The 16,479-nt window shown below is 62.4% G+C and carries 16 protein-coding genes and 1 pseudogene; 5 read left to right on the forward strand and 12 right to left on the reverse strand.

Annotation, left to right across the window (positions count from 1 at the left end; translation table 11 throughout):
- Window positions 1-56: 56 nt before the first annotated feature.
- The 3 genes from feaR to ACDZ94_RS21845 form a co-directional block, all read right to left on the reverse strand.
- Entirely contained in the window at window positions 57-998 is a 942-nt protein-coding gene (feaR, locus tag ACDZ94_RS21835) for a transcriptional regulator FeaR (RefSeq protein ID WP_432750819.1), read from the reverse strand.
- A gap of 111 nt (window positions 999-1,109) precedes the next feature.
- Window positions 1,110-1,706: a DUF3156 family protein gene (locus ACDZ94_RS21840; protein WP_432750820.1), complete on the reverse strand. Its 597-nt coding sequence runs from the start codon at window positions 1,704-1,706 to the stop codon at window positions 1,110-1,112.
- A complete protein-coding gene (locus ACDZ94_RS21845) occupies window positions 1,669-3,168 on the reverse strand; it encodes an APC family permease (RefSeq protein WP_221295190.1) in 1,500 nt (499 codons plus the stop codon). Before ACDZ94_RS21845 ends, ACDZ94_RS21840 begins: the two co-directional genes overlap by 38 nt.
- 218 nt (window positions 3,169-3,386) lie before the next feature.
- Here ACDZ94_RS21845 and ACDZ94_RS21850 point away from each other — a divergent pair, with 218 nt between their 5' ends.
- Window positions 3,387-4,709 (forward strand): alginate export family protein, encoded by a 1,323-nt coding sequence (locus ACDZ94_RS21850; RefSeq protein ID WP_221295191.1) that lies wholly within the window; start codon window positions 3,387-3,389, stop codon window positions 4,707-4,709.
- A 32-nt stretch (window positions 4,710-4,741) separates the two neighbouring features.
- Here ACDZ94_RS21850 and ACDZ94_RS21855 read toward each other — a convergent pair.
- Both ACDZ94_RS21855 and ACDZ94_RS21860 read right to left on the reverse strand, forming a co-directional pair.
- Window positions 4,742-5,221 (reverse strand): annotated as a pseudogene (locus ACDZ94_RS21855) (flavin reductase family protein); the annotation flags it as partial.
- 57 nt (window positions 5,222-5,278) lie between these two features.
- Window positions 5,279-6,448: a p-hydroxyphenylacetate 3-hydroxylase oxygenase component gene (locus ACDZ94_RS21860; RefSeq protein ID WP_064453105.1), complete on the reverse strand. Its 1,170-nt coding sequence runs from the start codon at window positions 6,446-6,448 to the stop codon at window positions 5,279-5,281.
- 236 nt (window positions 6,449-6,684) lie between these two features.
- On the opposite strand from ACDZ94_RS21860, the gene ACDZ94_RS21865 reads away from it, so the two are divergent.
- Both ACDZ94_RS21865 and ACDZ94_RS21870 read left to right on the forward strand, forming a co-directional pair.
- Window positions 6,685-8,172 (forward strand): aldehyde dehydrogenase family protein, encoded by a 1,488-nt coding sequence (locus tag ACDZ94_RS21865; RefSeq protein WP_432750821.1) that lies wholly within the window; start codon window positions 6,685-6,687, stop codon window positions 8,170-8,172.
- A gap of 181 nt (window positions 8,173-8,353) precedes the next feature.
- The gene (locus tag ACDZ94_RS21870) at window positions 8,354-8,557 is read left to right on the forward strand and encodes a hypothetical protein (RefSeq protein ID WP_432750822.1); all 204 of its coding nucleotides are present in this window, start codon (window positions 8,354-8,356) and stop codon (window positions 8,555-8,557) included.
- 60 nt (window positions 8,558-8,617) lie between these two features.
- Here ACDZ94_RS21870 and ACDZ94_RS21875 read toward each other — a convergent pair whose 3' ends face one another.
- The 5 genes from ACDZ94_RS21875 to ACDZ94_RS21895 form a co-directional block, all read right to left on the reverse strand.
- Window positions 8,618-9,547, reverse strand: a complete 930-nt coding sequence (locus ACDZ94_RS21875; protein WP_432750823.1) for a pyridoxamine 5'-phosphate oxidase family protein — start codon at window positions 9,545-9,547, stop codon at window positions 8,618-8,620.
- A 79-nt stretch (window positions 9,548-9,626) separates the two neighbouring features.
- Window positions 9,627-10,463: a LysR family transcriptional regulator gene (locus ACDZ94_RS21880; RefSeq protein WP_432750824.1), complete on the reverse strand. Its 837-nt coding sequence runs from the start codon at window positions 10,461-10,463 to the stop codon at window positions 9,627-9,629.
- A complete protein-coding gene (locus ACDZ94_RS21885; RefSeq protein WP_064453109.1) occupies window positions 10,463-11,383 on the reverse strand; it encodes a LysR family transcriptional regulator in 921 nt (306 codons plus the stop codon). The genes ACDZ94_RS21880 and ACDZ94_RS21885 overlap by 1 nt, the downstream gene beginning before the upstream one ends.
- A 34-nt stretch (window positions 11,384-11,417) precedes the next feature.
- Window positions 11,418-12,050, reverse strand: a complete 633-nt coding sequence (locus tag ACDZ94_RS21890; RefSeq protein ID WP_221295197.1) for a glutathione S-transferase family protein — start codon at window positions 12,048-12,050, stop codon at window positions 11,418-11,420.
- Between the two features lie 105 nt (window positions 12,051-12,155).
- Window positions 12,156-13,028 (reverse strand): LysR family transcriptional regulator, encoded by an 873-nt coding sequence (locus ACDZ94_RS21895; RefSeq protein ID WP_259763611.1) that lies wholly within the window; start codon window positions 13,026-13,028, stop codon window positions 12,156-12,158.
- Between the two features lie 135 nt (window positions 13,029-13,163).
- Between ACDZ94_RS21895 and ACDZ94_RS21900 the strand changes: the two genes are divergently transcribed.
- Entirely contained in the window at window positions 13,164-13,937 is a 774-nt protein-coding gene (locus ACDZ94_RS21900) for a glucose 1-dehydrogenase (RefSeq protein ID WP_064453111.1), read from the forward strand.
- A gap of 13 nt (window positions 13,938-13,950) precedes the next feature.
- On the forward strand, window positions 13,951-15,003 hold the full coding sequence (locus ACDZ94_RS21905; RefSeq protein ID WP_432750825.1) for an L-idonate 5-dehydrogenase: 1,053 nt from the start codon (window positions 13,951-13,953) through the stop codon (window positions 15,001-15,003).
- Between the two features lie 3 nt (window positions 15,004-15,006).
- Here the strand turns inward: ACDZ94_RS21905 and ACDZ94_RS21910 are convergent, their stop codons facing one another.
- Together ACDZ94_RS21910 and ACDZ94_RS21915 are read right to left on the reverse strand one after the other, a co-directional pair.
- Window positions 15,007-15,798: an ABC transporter permease gene (locus ACDZ94_RS21910; protein WP_053257023.1), complete on the reverse strand. Its 792-nt coding sequence runs from the start codon at window positions 15,796-15,798 to the stop codon at window positions 15,007-15,009.
- Window positions 15,795-16,472: an ABC transporter ATP-binding protein gene (locus ACDZ94_RS21915; protein ID WP_262665459.1), complete on the reverse strand. Its 678-nt coding sequence runs from the start codon at window positions 16,470-16,472 to the stop codon at window positions 15,795-15,797. The genes ACDZ94_RS21910 and ACDZ94_RS21915 overlap by 4 nt, the downstream gene beginning before the upstream one ends.
- Window positions 16,473-16,479: the final 7 nt, after the last annotated feature.

The raw sequence follows: 16,479 nt of genomic DNA on the forward strand, positions 1-16,479 counted from the left end.
GGCTCGCTTCCAATGTGGTCGCAAGCCCCGCCCCACATTAGCGTTGAAGACCCGGGTTATGCTCCCGCTGCCTGCAACCGGCTAGACCGGAAATCCTTGGGCGACACCTCGAATTGCTTCTTGAACGACCGGCTGAAATGCGCCGAGTCAGTAAAGCCCCACTTGTAGGCAATCGAGGTGATCGACTCACTCCTGAGGAACGGGTTGGTCAAATCATCCGCGCTGCGTTTGAGCCGCGCCCGCTGGATATAGCGACAGACGCTGTCGTCTTGCTCCTCAAACAACCGGTACAGGTGTCGCACCGAAATATTCAGCCGATTGGCCAACCCGATCGGGCTCAGGCCGGGCTGGCTGAGCGACTCATCAATCACCTTCTGCACATAACTGCGCAGGTTATTCCCCTGCAACGCCGCCAAGCCTTCACGGCACTCATCGCCCTGCTCCAGGGCCGAACCCAGCAGCGAGACGAACGCGGTTTGCAGCGCCTCGACTTCACCCGCACCGTCCGCCGTGTCGTCCTTGCACAACTGGTCCATCAGCACATGCAGCATGCGCCCACAGGCTTTGGTCGAAGAGATCTTGCCGAAGGCATGGGCATCGCCGCCCAGGTGCTTGCACACATCAGGGCGCGACAGCGACAACGAGGCATGTTCAATGAGGCCGAAGGGGGTGATTTCGATAGAGCCCACAGAGTCCATCAACAGCATCTCGCCGGGCGCCAATTGCAGGGTCTGGCCGTTCTGCACGATCTGCGAGTAACCACTGCGCTGGCTGACGAGGAAACAATCCTGGTCATTATCGTGGTCGGCGTGGTGCGCCGGGCGCTTGATCAGCCCGGCATTGGTGCGCAGGATCGCCAGGCCACGCGGCAATTTGTTGATCTCGCCGATAAACAGCGAGCGGTTGAACGCCAGTTCAGTGTCGAAATGACCGCACGCGGCGCGCAGCTCGTGGTTCCAGCTGTCCAGCCCGTCGTGTGCATGCTGTGGGATGCTCATGGGGTGCCTCCGCAATGGTTTTTTTTGTTGTTCTGCTGCAATAGTTAACATGTTATCTATATGCACGCAACAACTACCTGTTTGCCATTACGAAAGCACTATTGATGCCAATCAGAGGTTCGATAACACCCGCTGCAAGCCGGCCATCGTCGCCAGTAAATGCCCGCGCTGCACCGGGCTCAGCGCGATGTAACGCCGAAACGCCGGCAGCCGATTGACCACCTCGCTGCCGCCCATATGCTCCAGGCGCAGGCACCATTGCTGGTCGTGCAGTTCGATACGCAGGCGCTTGAAATCCAGCGGCATCAGCGCCTGGAACAATGCGTCGTCGGCCAGCAAGCACGCCTGTAACTCACGGGCCAGCGCCGGGTTGCCGGAGCGGCGGCGCACGCAAACGCCCCGGCGTCGAATCGCGCCGCCATGGTGCACCTCGAAGCTCGCCGTGCCCGCTGTCGACGCGGGCACGCGCAGTACAAATTCGGTCATCACCATGTGCATCAACAACTGCGATTCGGCGCGCTCGACAATCTCCAGCGTCACCTCTCCCACACACACTTTTACCTGTGTAGCGGACAGCCGCTCGACGTTCGCCAGCCCCAAATTACGCCGCAGATGCTCCAGGGTCACGCCCGGCCGATACCCCGCCGGAGCACGATCAGCGCGAAACAGCTCAAACAGTTTTTGCCGCAAAGTCGCCATAACCATCATCTGGGAGCCCCGGTTCGTTGCTGAATTCCTTGGCCAGCACCTCCTCCACGGAGGCCGGCTTGAAGGGGTTGACCTTCTGCACCACCAGGGTCCAGAACAACGCATACGCTGCGGTGATGGCGAGCATCACGCCAAATGGCACGTAGATATCGGCCGGGTTCATGCCCGGTGGCGTGATGAACCACATGCCCAAAAGGATGCCGATACTCGACACGATCTGCGGCAGCGGGAACCACGGCGAACGGTAGGCCCGTGGCAAATCCGGCCGGCGAATACGCAGGATCACCACCGACACCGTCACCAGCAAATAGGCAAAGCTCCACGCACACACCGCCGCCAGCACCAGGTGCATGATGTTGTCGGTGTTGCCGCCCAGGTACAACGCGTGCAGGCAGGGAATCAGCATTGCCACCAGGATGCACAGCAGCGGCGTCTTGAAGCGCGGGTGCAGGTAGGTGAAGACCTTGGGCAACGCGCCGTCCACCGCCATGCCATAGAGAATGCGTGGCACGCCTGCCATCAGGGTGTTGATGGTTGCGGCGCCGGCAAACAGAAAACCGATGCCCAGCCACATCGGGCCGATCTGCCCCATCACCTGCTCGGCGAACTTGGGGATCGCCATGGGCGTGTCCAGCAAGTGCACGCCGGAAGCGGCGTCCAACACGACGTTTTCGACTTGGCGCTTCATCGCCGCGCCATAGATGAACATGCACGTGGCCACGCCCACCAGCCCGAGCATCATCGCGCGCGGCATGACCTTGGCCGACTGGCGCAGGTCCGGCGCCAGCGGCGTGACGAACTCACAGCCGACAAACATGAACATCGCCATGCCCACCAGCGACAGCACGGTAATCAGGTCGGTGCCCACCAGTGATGCACCGAACCAGCCGTCCAGTTGCACCGCCGGCGCGGCAATCAGGCCCAGCACGCCAAACACCATCAGCGTGGTCCACATGCCGAAGGTGAGGATAATCTCCGCCCGGCCAAACGCGCTGACGCCAAAGGCATTCAGCACACCGAAGACAATCACAAAGCCCACGCCAAGCAGCCACGAACCGCCGGCCGACTCAGCCAGGGTATTGAGGTGTTCGAAGTTCACCAGGGCCATCACCCCGGCCAGGATGGTCTCGGCGGTGCCGGCAAACACATGCACGATCAGGTAGGCCGACAAGGTGCCGGTGATCGCAAAAAACCGGCCCATGCCGCAGTTGATGTAGTCGTACACCGAACCGGTGGTGGGCAGGATAGAAGCGGCTTCGGCGAACGTGGTGGCCTGGGCCAGCATCATCACCACGGCGATCAGCATCGCCAGGGCAAATGCGCTGCCGCCGATGCCAAACCCCATGGTGGCGGTGAGTATCACCGGGCTGGCCATGATCAGGCCAATGGTGCTGGCCAACGCGGTGGGGAAACCTACCGTGCCCCGGTTGAGGTGCGCGGTGAGTCGGTCGTTGATCGACATGGTGGGGTCCTCGAAAGCGGTTTTTTTTAATGTGTCGGCACTGTGCGCCCCACCCGAGTTGATCGTCTTGCCCCTGTCTGCCGCCGGTTTTGTTGCTCCCTGCCACGGCGAACCGCCTGGCGGCCAGGGTCAATTCCCTGGCACGCAAATGAAAGACTTGGGCGCCCACCGCTCGCCCTAATGCGCCCTCACTCTTAACCAAGATGGGGACAATAACAATGGAGCACACACTGAAAAATCGCCGCCTGCGCCAAGCGGTCGGCCTGGGCATGGCATTGCTGGTCTGTAAGGTTCAGGCGATCGAGCTGTATGCCGATGCCGACACCAAAGTCACCGGCAACTTCCTCGCCGTGTACGGGATGTTCAACAGCCCGAAAAACTACGATGGGCGTAGCGGCGGCTCGACCTGGCGCGAGGCGTTCATCAAGTACGGCCTGAGTGTCGAACACAGCCTGGGCAGTTTTGGCGGCGTGTACGGTACGGCCAACCTGGTGAGTTCCGGCACCTGGGGCGATGGTGATGCGTCCGGGGTCACCAACGGCACAGAGCGCACCACCAAGTTTGACGAAGCCTTCGCCGGCTGGCGCTCCGGCGACCTGTTCCCAGGGTTGGGCAAGGACGGCGTAGACCTGTCGTTCGGCCGGCAGATCATCATGCTGGGCGATGGTTTCATCATCAACGACGACGGCCCCAACCTCGGCAAGGGTGTGGGCGACGGTGAGTTCAATCGCGGCGGCGCCTACTACATCGCCGCACGCCATGCCTTCGACCAGACGGCGGTGATCCGCCTGGGCGGCAAGGACGGCGTGCATGGCAGCCTGATGTGGATAAAATCCGACAACCCGGCACAGGCCATGACTGAAATGGCCGCCGGCACCCTGGAATACAGCGCCGCACCGGGTACCCTGGGCCTGACCTACATTCACGGGATCGACGTGGATGAGCGCTTCGCTACCGACCTGCAGCGCCAGCGCAAAGGCATGAACCTCTACAGCCTGCGCGGCGCCGGCAATGCCGGCATCGACAGCGCGCACTTTGCCTTTGAACTGGCACGCCAGGACCGTCGCGACGCCCAGGAAAATGCCGGGTACGCCGAAGCCGGCTACACCTTCACTGACCTGCCGTGGTCACCGGACCTCACCTACCGATATGCGCGATATTCAAAAAACTGGGACGCCATGTTCTCAGGCTTCAATCGCGGCTACGGCACCTGGGTTCAAGGCGAGGTGGCGGGCAACTATTCCGGCCCGTACAACAGCAACACGGCGGTGCAGCACGTGGCGCTCAAGGTCAAGCCGCTGGACAACCTCACCCTTGGCGCGCTGTTCTTCGACTACAGCACGGTCAGCACCCGCGGCCAGTTGAACCTGGATGGCCGCGAGCTGGACCTGTATGCCGAATGGGCCGTCAACGAACACCTGATCATCACGCCGCTGCTCGGCCTCTACAAACCCAACAAGGATGCAGAGACCGGCGGCAACCAGGTCGGCGGCGACGGCACCAACGTCTACAGTCAGTTGGTGGTCGCCGTACCGTTCTGAATCGCCTCGGGCGCGCAGGGACGCAGCGCCCGAACCTCGGCATAGGCGCCTTGATGATAGAGCAACGGTGCGCGGCCGAAGTCATCGAAGGCCACCACCTTGCCGATCATGATCCAGTGGTCGCCGCCGTCCACCTGCTGGTACTTCTCGCAGTGAAACCGCGCCGAGCAATCGGCAAAGACCGGCGAGCCACCCTCCCCCGGCTCGTATTCGATCAAGGCGAAGCGGTCTTCACGCGGGCGCGCAAAGTTATTGGACAAGTGCACCTGATCCGCCGCCAATACATTCACTGCAAAGTGACTGGCTTCCTCAAACACTTCATGGCTGTTGGAGCGTTTGTCGATGCTCCACAGCACCAGCGGCGGATCGAGTGACACCGAGTTGAAACTGTTGGCGGTCACGCCCACCTTGCGCCCGGAGGCAGTGGCGGCGGTGACCACGGTCACGCCGGTGGCGAAGTTGCCCAGGGCGCGGCGAAAGGCCCGTGGGTCGAAAAGGCTGCTGTCAGACATGCAAGACTCCCGGGCGACCGCGCACGGTCACCCTGATGGTTATTGTGGAAGAACCCGTCACACCATGCTCGGGTCAGGTTCAAGGCCCATCAGCTCACGGCCGAGGATCTGCGCGCAGACATCGTAGTCGGTGTAGGCATGAGCGCCGGTCATATGGGAATCGCGGAACAGGCGCTGCATCTCGTTGTGTTCGAACCAGGCATTGCCACCTGCGGCAGCGAACAGGCGATCCACGGCTTCGATGCACATTTTGGTCGCGTAGGCCTGGTTAGTGCGCCAGAACGCCAGCGTCTCGCGGCTCGGGTAACGGTGCGCGGCGCTGTGCTCGGCGTGCTCCTGCCAGGTTTTTTCGAGGAATGCGCGGGCTGCCGCCACCTGGTGGGTGGACTCGGCCAGGCGCATCAGCGCAGGGGTAGCCGCGCCCACGGCGGCGCCGGTGTAGGCGCGCACGCGGGTTTTGGTTTTTTCGCGAAAGACCTCCAGCATGCGTTCGGCCACGCCCAGGCTCACGGTCGAGAAGCCGCTGGCGAAATACGGCCGGTACGGTGCGTAAAAGATCTTGCTGTCGGGATAGAGACCAAAGCCTGCGGACTTGCCTTCCATCATGTCCTTGGCCTTCTGGATCCGGTGTTCGGGCACCCAGGCGTTGTCGATGATCAAGGTCTTGGTGCCACTGCCTTTCATGCCGGCGGCGTACCAGTCGTCACGGATCTGGTAGTCACTGCGCGGCAACACGGCAAAGCAATAATCCTGGGTGCCTTCGGTGTTCTGCCGACGACAGCCGACAATCGCCCACTCGCCATGGTCGCAGCCGCTGCTCCAACCCATTTCACCGCTCAAATGCACACCGCCATCGCCCTCCACCACTCGCCCGAACGGCGCAATACTGCTGCTGGCCGTGGCATCCGGGTTGGCGCCCCAGATTTCCTGCTGCAAGGTTGCCGAGAACAACGCCAACTGGTGACTGTGGGTGCACAACAAGCTCATGGCCCAGGCGGTGCTGGCGCAACTGCCGGCGAGCAAGGCAATGCAGTCGGCGAACTCCGGCAGCGACAGCTCCAGGCCACCAAAGGCCTTGGGTTGAAAGGCACGGTGCAGGCCAATGCTTTTGAGCCAGGCGATGTTTTCATCCGGGACCTGGCGCTGCTGTTCGGCGCGCGCGGCATTCGCGGCGATGGCGGGCAGGAGGGGCTTGAGGTCTTCGAGGAGCGGGTTTGGCTTTTTCATGGACGGCCCTGCTTATTATTGGAGGTCCGGCAGGTGCGCCACGTACAGGCACGGCGCCGGATGCAGGGCCAGTATCGAACGCATTGCACGGGCGCAAAATGCACATTCGGCAGGCAAGGTTGTACTTTTCATAGACGTGGCAGGCACAGACATAAGGCGCGGCAGGCACAGTCAAGCGCTGCCTTCGCGCGTTGGCTACCCTCGGGTTTTCCTTTGTGAACTGCCAGGAACCTGCCATGAGCGATATCCCGCTGCTGCCCCAAGTCGAAGCCTTTTTGCGTCGCCAGCATGGGCTGTTTATTGACGGCGCCACCGTGCACAGCCATGCCAGCCAGACGTTGACAGTGACCAACCCTGCGACCGGCCAGGTGATCGCCGAGTTCGCCGATGCGGACCTTGCGGATATCGACGCAGCCGTGGCCTCCGCCAACCGAGGGTTCCAACGATGGTCCCAGGCCGCACCGGCCACACGCGGCAACGTGCTGCTGAAACTCGCTGACCTGCTGGAACACAATCGCGAAGAACTGGCGCAGATCGAAACCTGCCAGTCGGGCAAAATCATCCAGATTTCCCGCGCGTTCGAGGTCGACCAGGCCGCGCACTTCCTGCGCTATTACGCTGGCTGGGCCACCAAGATCAGCGGCCAGACCCTCACACCGTCGTTGCCCTCCTTCAACGGCGAGCGCTACACCGCATTTACCCTGCGCGAGCCGGTGGGCGTGGTGGTCGGTATCGTGCCGTGGAATTTCTCGACCATGATCGCCATCTGGAAACTCGCTTCAGCGCTGGTGACCGGTTGCAGCATCATCATCAAACCCAGCGAATTCACCCCGTTGACCATCCTGCGCATCGCCGAACTGGCCATTGACGCCGGGCTACCGGCGGGCGTGCTCAATGTGCTGACCGGCGGCGGGCACGTCGGCAAAGGCCTGGTGGAACACCCCGGCACCCACAAAGTGTCGTTCACAGGTTCCGTACCCACCGGTATCGCCGTGGGTCGCAGCGCCATGGGCGCCGGCCTGACCCGCGCGACCCTGGAACTGGGCGGCAAAAACGCCGCCGGTTTCTTGCGTGACATGGACGCGGACAAGGCGGTGGACGGGATTATCGAGGCAGGCTTTTTGCACTCCGGGCAAATCTGCGCGGCGGCCGAACGCTTCTTCGTGCACCGCTCGCAGATGGACGCCGTGTTGGAGAAGCTCAGCCAGCGCCTCAGCCGACTGACGATTGGCTCGCCCCTGGACGAACGCACCGAATTCGGCCCGGTAACCCACCAGCAACACCAGCAGAAACTGCTCGGCTACTTCAAGCAGGCCCGCGCCGAAAACAACACGATCATTCACGGCGGCAAGCTCATCGACCGGCCCGGCTGCTACGTCGAGCCCACCGTGATCCTGGCCAACAGCGTCAACGACACCCTGCTCAACGAAGAAACCTTCGGCCCCATCGCCACCTTCCTGCCCTACGACAGCGAAGACGAACTGCTCGCGCTGATGAACAACAGCCCCTACGGGTTGAGTGCCAGCCTGTGGACCCACGACCTCGGCAAGGCATTGCGCATGATACCGGCCATTAACGCGGGCACCGTGTGGGTGAATATGCACACCCTGCTCGACCCGGCTGTGCCGTTCGGGGGCAATCGTTCTTCGGGGGTTGGACGGGAGTTCGGCAGCGCGTTTATCGAGGATTACACCGAACTTAAGTCAGTGATGATTCGGTATTGAGGCTGCTTGGCATCGCCACCTGCGCCTCAATATCGATCAACCACTCCGACGCCGACAACCGATTGACGATAATCCACGAAGACGGCGGCGGGTTGCGTGGGAAACGCTGGCACGGGGCTTGCGCTATCGGCTCCTGCCGATCGCGAGCGTGCTAGGCGATATACAGCCGCAGCATGATCATATGGGCAAGCTCGCCGCCGAGCGCGGCCAACACCTTTTCGCTATTGTCCAACGCGGTGGCGGTTTGCTCAGCGATGCCAGGCCCGACGGTTCGCACTTCGGCGATGTATTACGACCCGATGCCTGCCCAACGTTTTTCGGCCCACTGCTTGCCGAGGGCCAGCATGGCGTACTCGTCCTCGACTGTGCCGCTGACAAGCACTGATCAACGTGCGCCGTCAGGGGTAAATGAGGCATTACATCGGGCGTGTTCGCTAGGCTGGAGTTAATGCCCCATCGCCAGGTTATAGGGCGAAAACCCCGCAAAATTCCACCTCAACGCCAATGCCGCCGGGCGGCGCACCACCTGCTCCACGGTCACCGTCCACAACCGCTGCGCGCCCTCAAACGCCGCCACTTCGGGGCCGCCGAGAATCAGCGAAGTGCGCCCGGCCACCTGCATCACGTCGCCCGATTCGAAATCGATAAACAACAACCCCGCCACCGGGTTCGCCAAAAGGTTGCCCAAGGTATTGAAGAATAGATTGCCGGCGAAGTCAGGGATGGTCAGCACGTTGCCGTCGACACGCACAAAACCGGTATTGCCGCCGCGATGGGAGACGTCCACCGAACGTTGGCCTTCCACGTCCACAAAGCTTGCGACGAAGAAGGTGTCGGCGTTGCGGATCATGGCCCGCGCCGTATCGTCCAGACTGTTGGAGCACTCGGCCAGGGTGCCGGGTTTGCGCGCAATCGCATCGATCGGGCGCAGTTGGATGTACTTGGGGCAGTTTCCGAACGTGTGCACGACGTCGACCGAGAAACCCTCCCGATCGAGGCGGTCGATGCAGCCATTTATACGGTTGCGACGCCGGGTGTTGAGGTCAATGCCCAGCAGGCCCACCGACGCGCCACTGAGTATTGCAGGCAACGCCGGGTCACCCTTGGACGGCATGCTGTCGACCTGTAACGCCTGCGGATTCGGTGAATGGGCAAACCCCGGCGCGCCTTCCAGCAGTGTCGCCCACGGGATGCCCTGTTCGTCCACCACACCGAGCACCAGATAAGGCAGCAACGGATAAAAATCCCGATGCTGCTCCGGCAAATGATCACGGATCACCTTGGGCCCGACCACTGCCATGCGCTCGGCAACGCCGGCACTTTCCTGCATCTGCCGTTCGCCGGCATGCCAGGGGGACTGTTCGATCAGGTTCATCGCGATCACCTCATAGTCGATGTGCAGAGGCTAAGCCCAGCCACCCATCGAGAGAATACCCACGCCAGGCAATCCACTATTACGCCAACTGAAATGCCGGATGTTCACGCAGCGCTTCCACGCAGTGGTCGACAAAACTGCGCACGCGCATCGGCGCATTGCGGCCCTCGCGGTAGACCACGTGCACCGGCAACGGCGGCCCTTCAAAAGCTGGCAACACGCGGCGCAATTGGCCGCTCACCAGATGTTCATGAACCGAGTAGCTCAGGCAGCGTATCAATCCTGCACCGTGCACGGCCGCATTGATCGCCCCTTGTACTGTGGCGCAACTCAAGCGCGCGTGCGCCTTGAGTGAATAACCTTGAAAGGCCCAGGGGTGCATCGGCTCACCATTAGTGGCGAGGTAGCCGGGGCTGGCGCAGAGGATAGGCCGCACCCGCCCCACCAACCGGGCGATCAGCGACGAGCTGGGCAGCTCGCCCACCAGCACCGCCACGTCCAGCCCCTCTTCGTGCAGGTTGGGGTAATAGTCGTGATAGTGGGCGACGAGGCGCACGCCAGGGTAACGGTCCATGTAAGCCGCCAACACCGGCGCCATCACATAGTGGCTGAACAGCAACGGCAAAAATACCTGCAGATTACCCTGGGGCTGCACATGCAAGCCTTTGGCCGAGGCCTCGGCGGCGTCCACGGCGGCCAGTAGGCGCACGCAGTCGGTCATGTAGGCGTTGCCCGCATCGGTCAGGCTCACACCCCGCGTAGTGCGCAGCAGCAGCGGCACGTGCAGGCGGGCTTCCAGGCGGGCAATGGCGCGTATCAAGGTTGGAGCGGAGACTTGCGCATAACGCGCCGCCGAAGCCAGGCTGGGTTGCCCGGCCAACGCCGCAAACAGTTGCATGTCGCGATACCGTTCCATCAGCCGCGCCGCTTCATCGCCGGGTTCAGGGCCGTGTCCTGCCCGAGGCGTTGGGTGAGGAAGTCGACAAAGGTGTGGATCTTGGCCGGTACGCGGCCGCTCTTGTGAAACACCACCTGGATCGGCAGCGGCGCCGGTTCAAAATCCGCCAACACTATCTCCAGCTCCCCCGCCGCCACCGAAGCCGCGACCTGGTAGGACAGCACCCGCGTCACGCCCCAGCCCAGCCGCGCCAGGTTAATCGCGGCATTGTTCGCCGTGACCACCAAACGCGGTTCGATCGGCACTGTCAGCGGGTGACCCGCGTCGACAAACCGCCACTCACTCACCAACTGGCTGGAGGACGAGGTGACGACCTTCGCTTCGCGCAGTTGCTCAGGCCGCGACGGGCGCCCGTGCTGGTCGAGATAACCGGGCGCGGCGCACACCACTCGGCGCACTTCGCCGACCTTGATCGCCTGCTGCCCCGATTCCTGCAAATGGCCGATGCGTACGGCCACGTCGACGCCTTCATCGGTCATGTTGACCACGCGGTCGACCAGCAAGGCGTTGATATTCACCTGGGGAAAGCGGTCCAGGTAATCGCCAAGCACCGGTGCCACATACAGCTCGCCGAATAGCACCGGCGCGGTCACCGTCAAGTGCCCACAGGGGATGGAATAACTGCCCGCCGCGGCTTCTTCAGCTTCATCCAATTCGGCGAGGATACGCCTGCAATCTTCCAGGTAACGCTGGCCGGCCTCGGTCAAGTGCAGGCTGCGGGTAGTGCGTGCCAGCAGTTGGGTGCCGATGCGTTGTTCCATGGCGGCGATGGCCCGGGTCACGCTCGGCGGCGAGGTGTTCAAGCGGCGCGCAGCAGCGGCGAAGCCCTCCTCCTCGGCCACCGCGAGAAACACCTGCATTTCATGAAATCGGTCCATCGGCGTTCACTCTAATAGGCACAGGGTGTTCACATTACTGTGATTGCAGGCCAACGGCCGTGCGCGGCATGCCCACAAAGCCCGGCAATGCTTCAATGCTGGCAAGCCAAGCGCGCACTTGAGGGTAGTCGGCCAGTGACACATTGCCTTCCGGCGCATGGGCCACGTAAGTGTAAAAGGCGATATCGGCAATGCTCGGTTGTTCGCTGGCCAGGAAGCGACTTTGGCTCAGTTGCTGCTCCACCAACTTCAACAGGGCGTGAGAGCGGTTGATCGCGGTGACGGTATCAACATCGGCGCCAAACACCACGGCCAGTCGCGCCGCAGCCGGCCCGGCGTGAAGTTGCCCGGCGGCGGCCGACAGCCAACGCTGCACGCATGCTTGGTCGACAGGATCGGTCGGCAGCCACTGGCCGTTGCCATAGGTGTTCGCCAGGTAGATCAGGATCGCATTCGAATCGGCCAATACCGTGCCATTGTCGTCAATCACAGGCACCTGGCCAAAGCTGTTGAGGGTGGCGATAAAGTCTGGGGATTTTTGGGCGCCCTGCTTGAGGTCCACCAGGATAAATTCCGTGGGCAGGCCCAACAGCGACAACATCAGCTCAACCCGATGAGAGTGGCCGGACAGCGGAAAACCATAAAGTTTGATCGCAGACTGGGACATGCAAGACTCCAAAGGTGGGGGTGTCGGTGCCAGGGATGGTCTACCGCTGCCCCGAACAATGGAATCACCAGGATTTACAATCCAGTATTTCACCGAATGAAACAATCATTCGCCGAACAATTCCACGATCAGATCGAACACCGTGGTCTTCACTGCACTGTCCAGCTCGGTCCAGGCCAACCCTGTACTGGCCTGGAAGCCGCCCAGCTGCAGATGCCGCGACACGCAATTGGCGGGCAACGCCCGCGCCGCCTGCTGCGGCAACACCCCAATGCCCAACCCGGCGGACACCAGCGCGAGCATGGTGGTGAACTCACCCAGTTCGCTGGCGATAGCCAGCGTGATGCCCAGGGCCTGGATAAACTCGTCATAGAACCCCGGCGCGTAACGTCGCGCCAGAATGTAAACCGGCAGATTGAGCAGGTCGCCAGGCCGGATGAAATCCTGGGCCGCCAGTGGGTGATCAATTGGCAACGCCACGCAAAAATGCTCATGCAACACCGCGCGGGTCTGCACGCCGGGGTGGGCGGCCGGCAAGCGCATCAGGCCGAAATCCAGCTGGCCGTTCTTCAAGGCAGCCGCTTGATCAGGGCCGGCCATGTCCTTGAGCTCCAGTTCGATACGCGGATAGCGCTGGTGTACTGCGCGGATCAACTCGGGCAATAACTGTGGCAACACCGACGACACAAATCCCAAGCGCACCCGCCCGATTTCACCACGGTTGGACGCCCGTGCCGTATCGGCCGCCCGAGCGGCCTGGTGCAAGGTGGCCTGGGCTTCCGGCAGAAACACCCGGCCGGCGTCGGTCAGCGTCACCGAGTGGCGGTTGCGATCCAGCAGGCGTACGCCGAGACCGCTTTCCAGTAGCTTTATTTGCATGCTCAGCGCTGGCTGCACGATCGACAACTGTGCCGCCGCCCGCCCGAAATGCAGCTCCTGGGCCAGCACCACAAACGCGCGCAAGTGCTTGAGCTCCATCCGCCCCCCTTGGTTATCACCAATATTGATCAGCCGATCATAAATGAACATTGGACCTACACCCTACACTGGGATGAAGTAAGCGCCATTGGACTCAACGCTTATCACCATACGCACGCCAGGAGAGACAACCCCATGCAAAACGTTTTGGAAACGTTCCGCCTCGACGGTCGACTCGCTCTGATCACCGGTTCCAGTGCCGGTATCGGCCTGGCCATCGCTCGCGGCCTGGCCCAGGCCGGGGCGCGAGTGGTGCTCAATGGGCGCAACCGCAGCACTTTGCGCGATGCGGCCGCAATGCTGACGCTGGAAGGCCTGGAGGTGCATACACAGGCGTTTGATGTGACCGACAGCGCGGCCATCCAGGCCGCCGTCGCCGATATCGAAGAGCGCCTTGGCCCGCTGGACATCCTCGTAAACAACGCCGGCATGCAACGCCGTGGGCCGCTGGAAGACTACAGCGAGCAACACTGGCGCGAGCTGATCAGCACCAACCTCGACAGCGCTTTCCTGGTGGGCCAGGCCGTGGCACGGGCGATGATCCCGCGCAAACGTGGGCGCATCATTAATATCTGCTCGGTGCAAAGTGAACTGGGCCGTCCGGGCATCGCACCGTATGCGGCGAGCAAAGGCGCACTGAAAATGCTGACCAAGGGCATGGCCATCGATTGGGGCCCCCATGGGTTGACGGTCAACGGCATTGGCCCCGGCTATTTCAAGACCGAGCTGAATGCAAACCTGGTGGCCAACCCCGAATTCAGCGACTGGCTGGTGCAGCGCACGCCGAGCCGCCGCTGGGGTGACGTGGCCGAACTGGCCGGCGCCGCCGTCTTCCTCGCCAGTGACGCGGCCAGCTTCGTCAATGGCCACATCCTGTATGTCGACGGTGGCATCACCGCCTCGCTGTAAACCGGAGAACCTTATGCACGCTATCGTCTGTCACGCCTCGAAAGACCTGCGGGTCGATCCCCAGGATGAACCGCAAGCCCTCGCGCCCGATCAACTGCGCGTACGCATAGCCCGTGGTGGTATCTGCGGTTCGGATTTGCATTATTACCAGCACGGCGGCTTCGGCAGCGTGCGCCTGCGCGAGCCGATGGTGCTCGGCCATGAAGTGTCGGCGGTGATCGACGCGGTGGGCAGTGACGTCGGTTCGTTCAAGGTCGGTCAACGCATTGCCGTTTCACCATCGCGCCCTTGCGGCGGTTGCCGGTATTGCCATCAAGGCCTGCCCAACCATTGCCTGAACATGCGCTTCTACGGCAGCGCCATGCCCTTCCCGCATATCCAGGGCGCGTTTCGCCAAAGCCTGGTGATCGAGACGCATCAGGCCCATCGCCTGGCCGACCACGTCAGCCTCGCCGAAGGTGCGTTGGCCGAGCCGTTGTCCGTGGGTTTGCATGCGATCCAACGCGCCGGCACGGTGTTCGGCAAACGCATACTGGTGACCGGCTGCGGTCCGATCGGCAACCTGCTGATCGGCAGCCTGCGCGCCGCCGGTGCCGCTGAGATCGTCGCCGTGGACCTGTCCGCCAGCGCCCTCGCCTGCGCCGAAAAAATGGGCGCCACGCGCCTGCACAACCTGGCCGACAGCACCGATGCACTCAAGCGCTACACCGCTGAAAAAGGTTACTTCGACGTGATGTTCGAAGTCTCCGGCAGTGCCCAGGCCCTGCGCAATGGCCTGGAATGCATCGCCCCACGCGGTGTGCTGGTGACGGTCGGGCTGGGTGGCGATGTGTCGCTGCCGCTGAATGTGCTGGTCAGTCGCGAGATTGAATTGCGCGGCACCTTCCGCTTCCACAGCGAATTCGCCCAGGCGGTGGACTTGCTCAACCGCCACATCGTGGATGTGCGCCCGGTGATCTCCCACACCGTGCCGTTTGGCGACGCGGTGCAGGCATTTGAGTTGGCGGCGGATAAGACCCAGGCGATGAAAGTGGTGCTGGACTTTGGTGTGCCGGACTTGGGCTGACCGTCAGCGTTCTTCCAATCGGTCGCGCAAAAACCGGTGGCTCCTGGAGAACAGCCGCCGGTAGGTGAGCAGTACCGCACCGACCGTGCCCAGCGCCGACGACGCGGCGATCAAGAACATGATGACGATCTGGTAGCGCACCGCATCCACCGGGCTCTCCCCCGCCAGCACCTGGCCAGTCATCATGCCCGGCAAGCTGACGATGCCCACCACGGTCATCTGGTTCAGCGTCGGGATCATCCCGGCGCGCACCGCCTGGCGGATGGCTTCCTGCGCCGCTTCCCAACGCGAACCGCCCAGGGCCAGGATCATCTCGATGGTGTTGCGCCCCGAGGTCAGCTCCTGAGTCATGCGCTCGATCCCCAAGGACACACCGGTCAGGGTATTGCCGAGGATCATCCCCAAAATCGGGATCGCATATTGCGGCTCGTACCACGGGTGGATCCGGATCACCGCAAACAAACCCACCGCCGTCACCAGCCAGGAACTGCCCCACACCGAGAGGATGCTGTCGACCCGCTGCCCGCGATAGGTCCTGCGCCCACGCCCCGCCGCCGACAGCCCGGCAATCAAGGTCATCGCACACATCAGTGGCAGCACCACATACCAGTACGCGAACTCGAATACCCAACCCAGCAAGTAACCGATGGCCAACAGTTGCACCACCGTGCGCACCGCCGCCCAGAGCAATTGGCGACCGAGGCCCAGGCGCAACAGCAATGACAGCGCGCCGTTAATCAGAATCAGCGAGGCGGCGATGCCCATGTCCAGCGCGGTGAGGTTTTGATAGTTCATGGTTGGGCCGCTCCACTCAGGACACCGGCATTCATGTGCAGGTGGATGGCGCTCATGCGTTGGGCCTGGTCCAGGTCGTGGGACACCCAGATATAGGCGCGGGCGTTATCGGCGGCATACCAGGCGGTGATCAGCGCTTCGACATCACGCGAGGATGTCGGGTCGAGTGCGGCAGTCGGTTCGTCCAGCAACAGCACTTCGGGGTTCAGTTGCAAGGTCCGAATCAGTGAGACCACCTGGGACTCACCGCCTGACAAGTCACCGGCAATCTTGGCCAGGAAGTCCGGTGTTTTACCGGCGTGCCCCAGCAGTGTGGTGACCGCCGCCAGATCAAAGCTGCGCTTGCGCAACGTCTTGAGGCTGAAGGGGAAACGCAGGTTGTCTTCCACCGTGCCCTCGATCAGCGCGGGGCGTTGTGAGAGGTAGCTGATGTGGCTGCGATAGTGGGGAATCTGCGCGTCGGCGATGGGCTGGCCGTTCCACAGGACCTGCCCGCGGGTCGGCGCATCCAGCAATGCCAGCGCACGCAGGAACACGCTTTTACCGGAACCCGAGGAGCCGGTGATGGACACGCGGTCGGCGCGGTTCAAGCAGAAGTCCGTCGGTTGCAGCAACGCCACTTGGCGGCGCTCGTCCCTGCGCGTAAGGCCGCGGGTTTCTATCAGTGCGCTCATGAACGCG

Source organism: Pseudomonas sp. UBT (genome assembly GCF_050915955.1).
Classification (GTDB): Bacteria; Pseudomonadota; Gammaproteobacteria; order Pseudomonadales; family Pseudomonadaceae; genus Aquipseudomonas; species Aquipseudomonas antarctica_A.

Coding starts and splice junctions, on each gene's coding strand:
- feaR (WP_432750819.1), bottom strand. CDS start 998: ATGAGCATCCCACAGCATGCACACGACGGGCTGGACAGCTGGAACCAC.
- ACDZ94_RS21840 (WP_432750820.1), bottom strand. CDS start 1,706: ATGATGGTTATGGCGACTTTGCGGCAAAAACTGTTTGAGCTGTTTCGC.
- ACDZ94_RS21845 (WP_221295190.1), bottom strand. CDS start 3,168: ATGTCGATCAACGACCGACTCACCGCGCACCTCAACCGGGGCACGGTA.
- ACDZ94_RS21850 (WP_221295191.1), top strand. CDS start 3,387: ATGGAGCACACACTGAAAAATCGCCGCCTGCGCCAAGCGGTCGGCCTG.
- ACDZ94_RS21860 (WP_064453105.1), bottom strand. CDS start 6,448: ATGAAAAAGCCAAACCCGCTCCTCGAAGACCTCAAGCCCCTCCTGCCC.
- ACDZ94_RS21865 (WP_432750821.1), top strand. CDS start 6,685: ATGAGCGATATCCCGCTGCTGCCCCAAGTCGAAGCCTTTTTGCGTCGC.
- ACDZ94_RS21870 (WP_432750822.1), top strand. CDS start 8,354: ATGGGCAAGCTCGCCGCCGAGCGCGGCCAACACCTTTTCGCTATTGTC.
- ACDZ94_RS21875 (WP_432750823.1), bottom strand. CDS start 9,547: ATGAACCTGATCGAACAGTCCCCCTGGCATGCCGGCGAACGGCAGATG.
- ACDZ94_RS21880 (WP_432750824.1), bottom strand. CDS start 10,463: ATGGAACGGTATCGCGACATGCAACTGTTTGCGGCGTTGGCCGGGCAA.
- ACDZ94_RS21885 (WP_064453109.1), bottom strand. CDS start 11,383: ATGGACCGATTTCATGAAATGCAGGTGTTTCTCGCGGTGGCCGAGGAG.
- ACDZ94_RS21890 (WP_221295197.1), bottom strand. CDS start 12,050: ATGTCCCAGTCTGCGATCAAACTTTATGGTTTTCCGCTGTCCGGCCAC.
- ACDZ94_RS21895 (WP_259763611.1), bottom strand. CDS start 13,028: ATGGAGCTCAAGCACTTGCGCGCGTTTGTGGTGCTGGCCCAGGAGCTG.
- ACDZ94_RS21900 (WP_064453111.1), top strand. CDS start 13,164: ATGCAAAACGTTTTGGAAACGTTCCGCCTCGACGGTCGACTCGCTCTG.
- ACDZ94_RS21905 (WP_432750825.1), top strand. CDS start 13,951: ATGCACGCTATCGTCTGTCACGCCTCGAAAGACCTGCGGGTCGATCCC.
- ACDZ94_RS21910 (WP_053257023.1), bottom strand. CDS start 15,798: ATGAACTATCAAAACCTCACCGCGCTGGACATGGGCATCGCCGCCTCG.
- ACDZ94_RS21915 (WP_262665459.1), bottom strand. CDS start 16,472: ATGAGCGCACTGATAGAAACCCGCGGCCTTACGCGCAGGGACGAGCGC.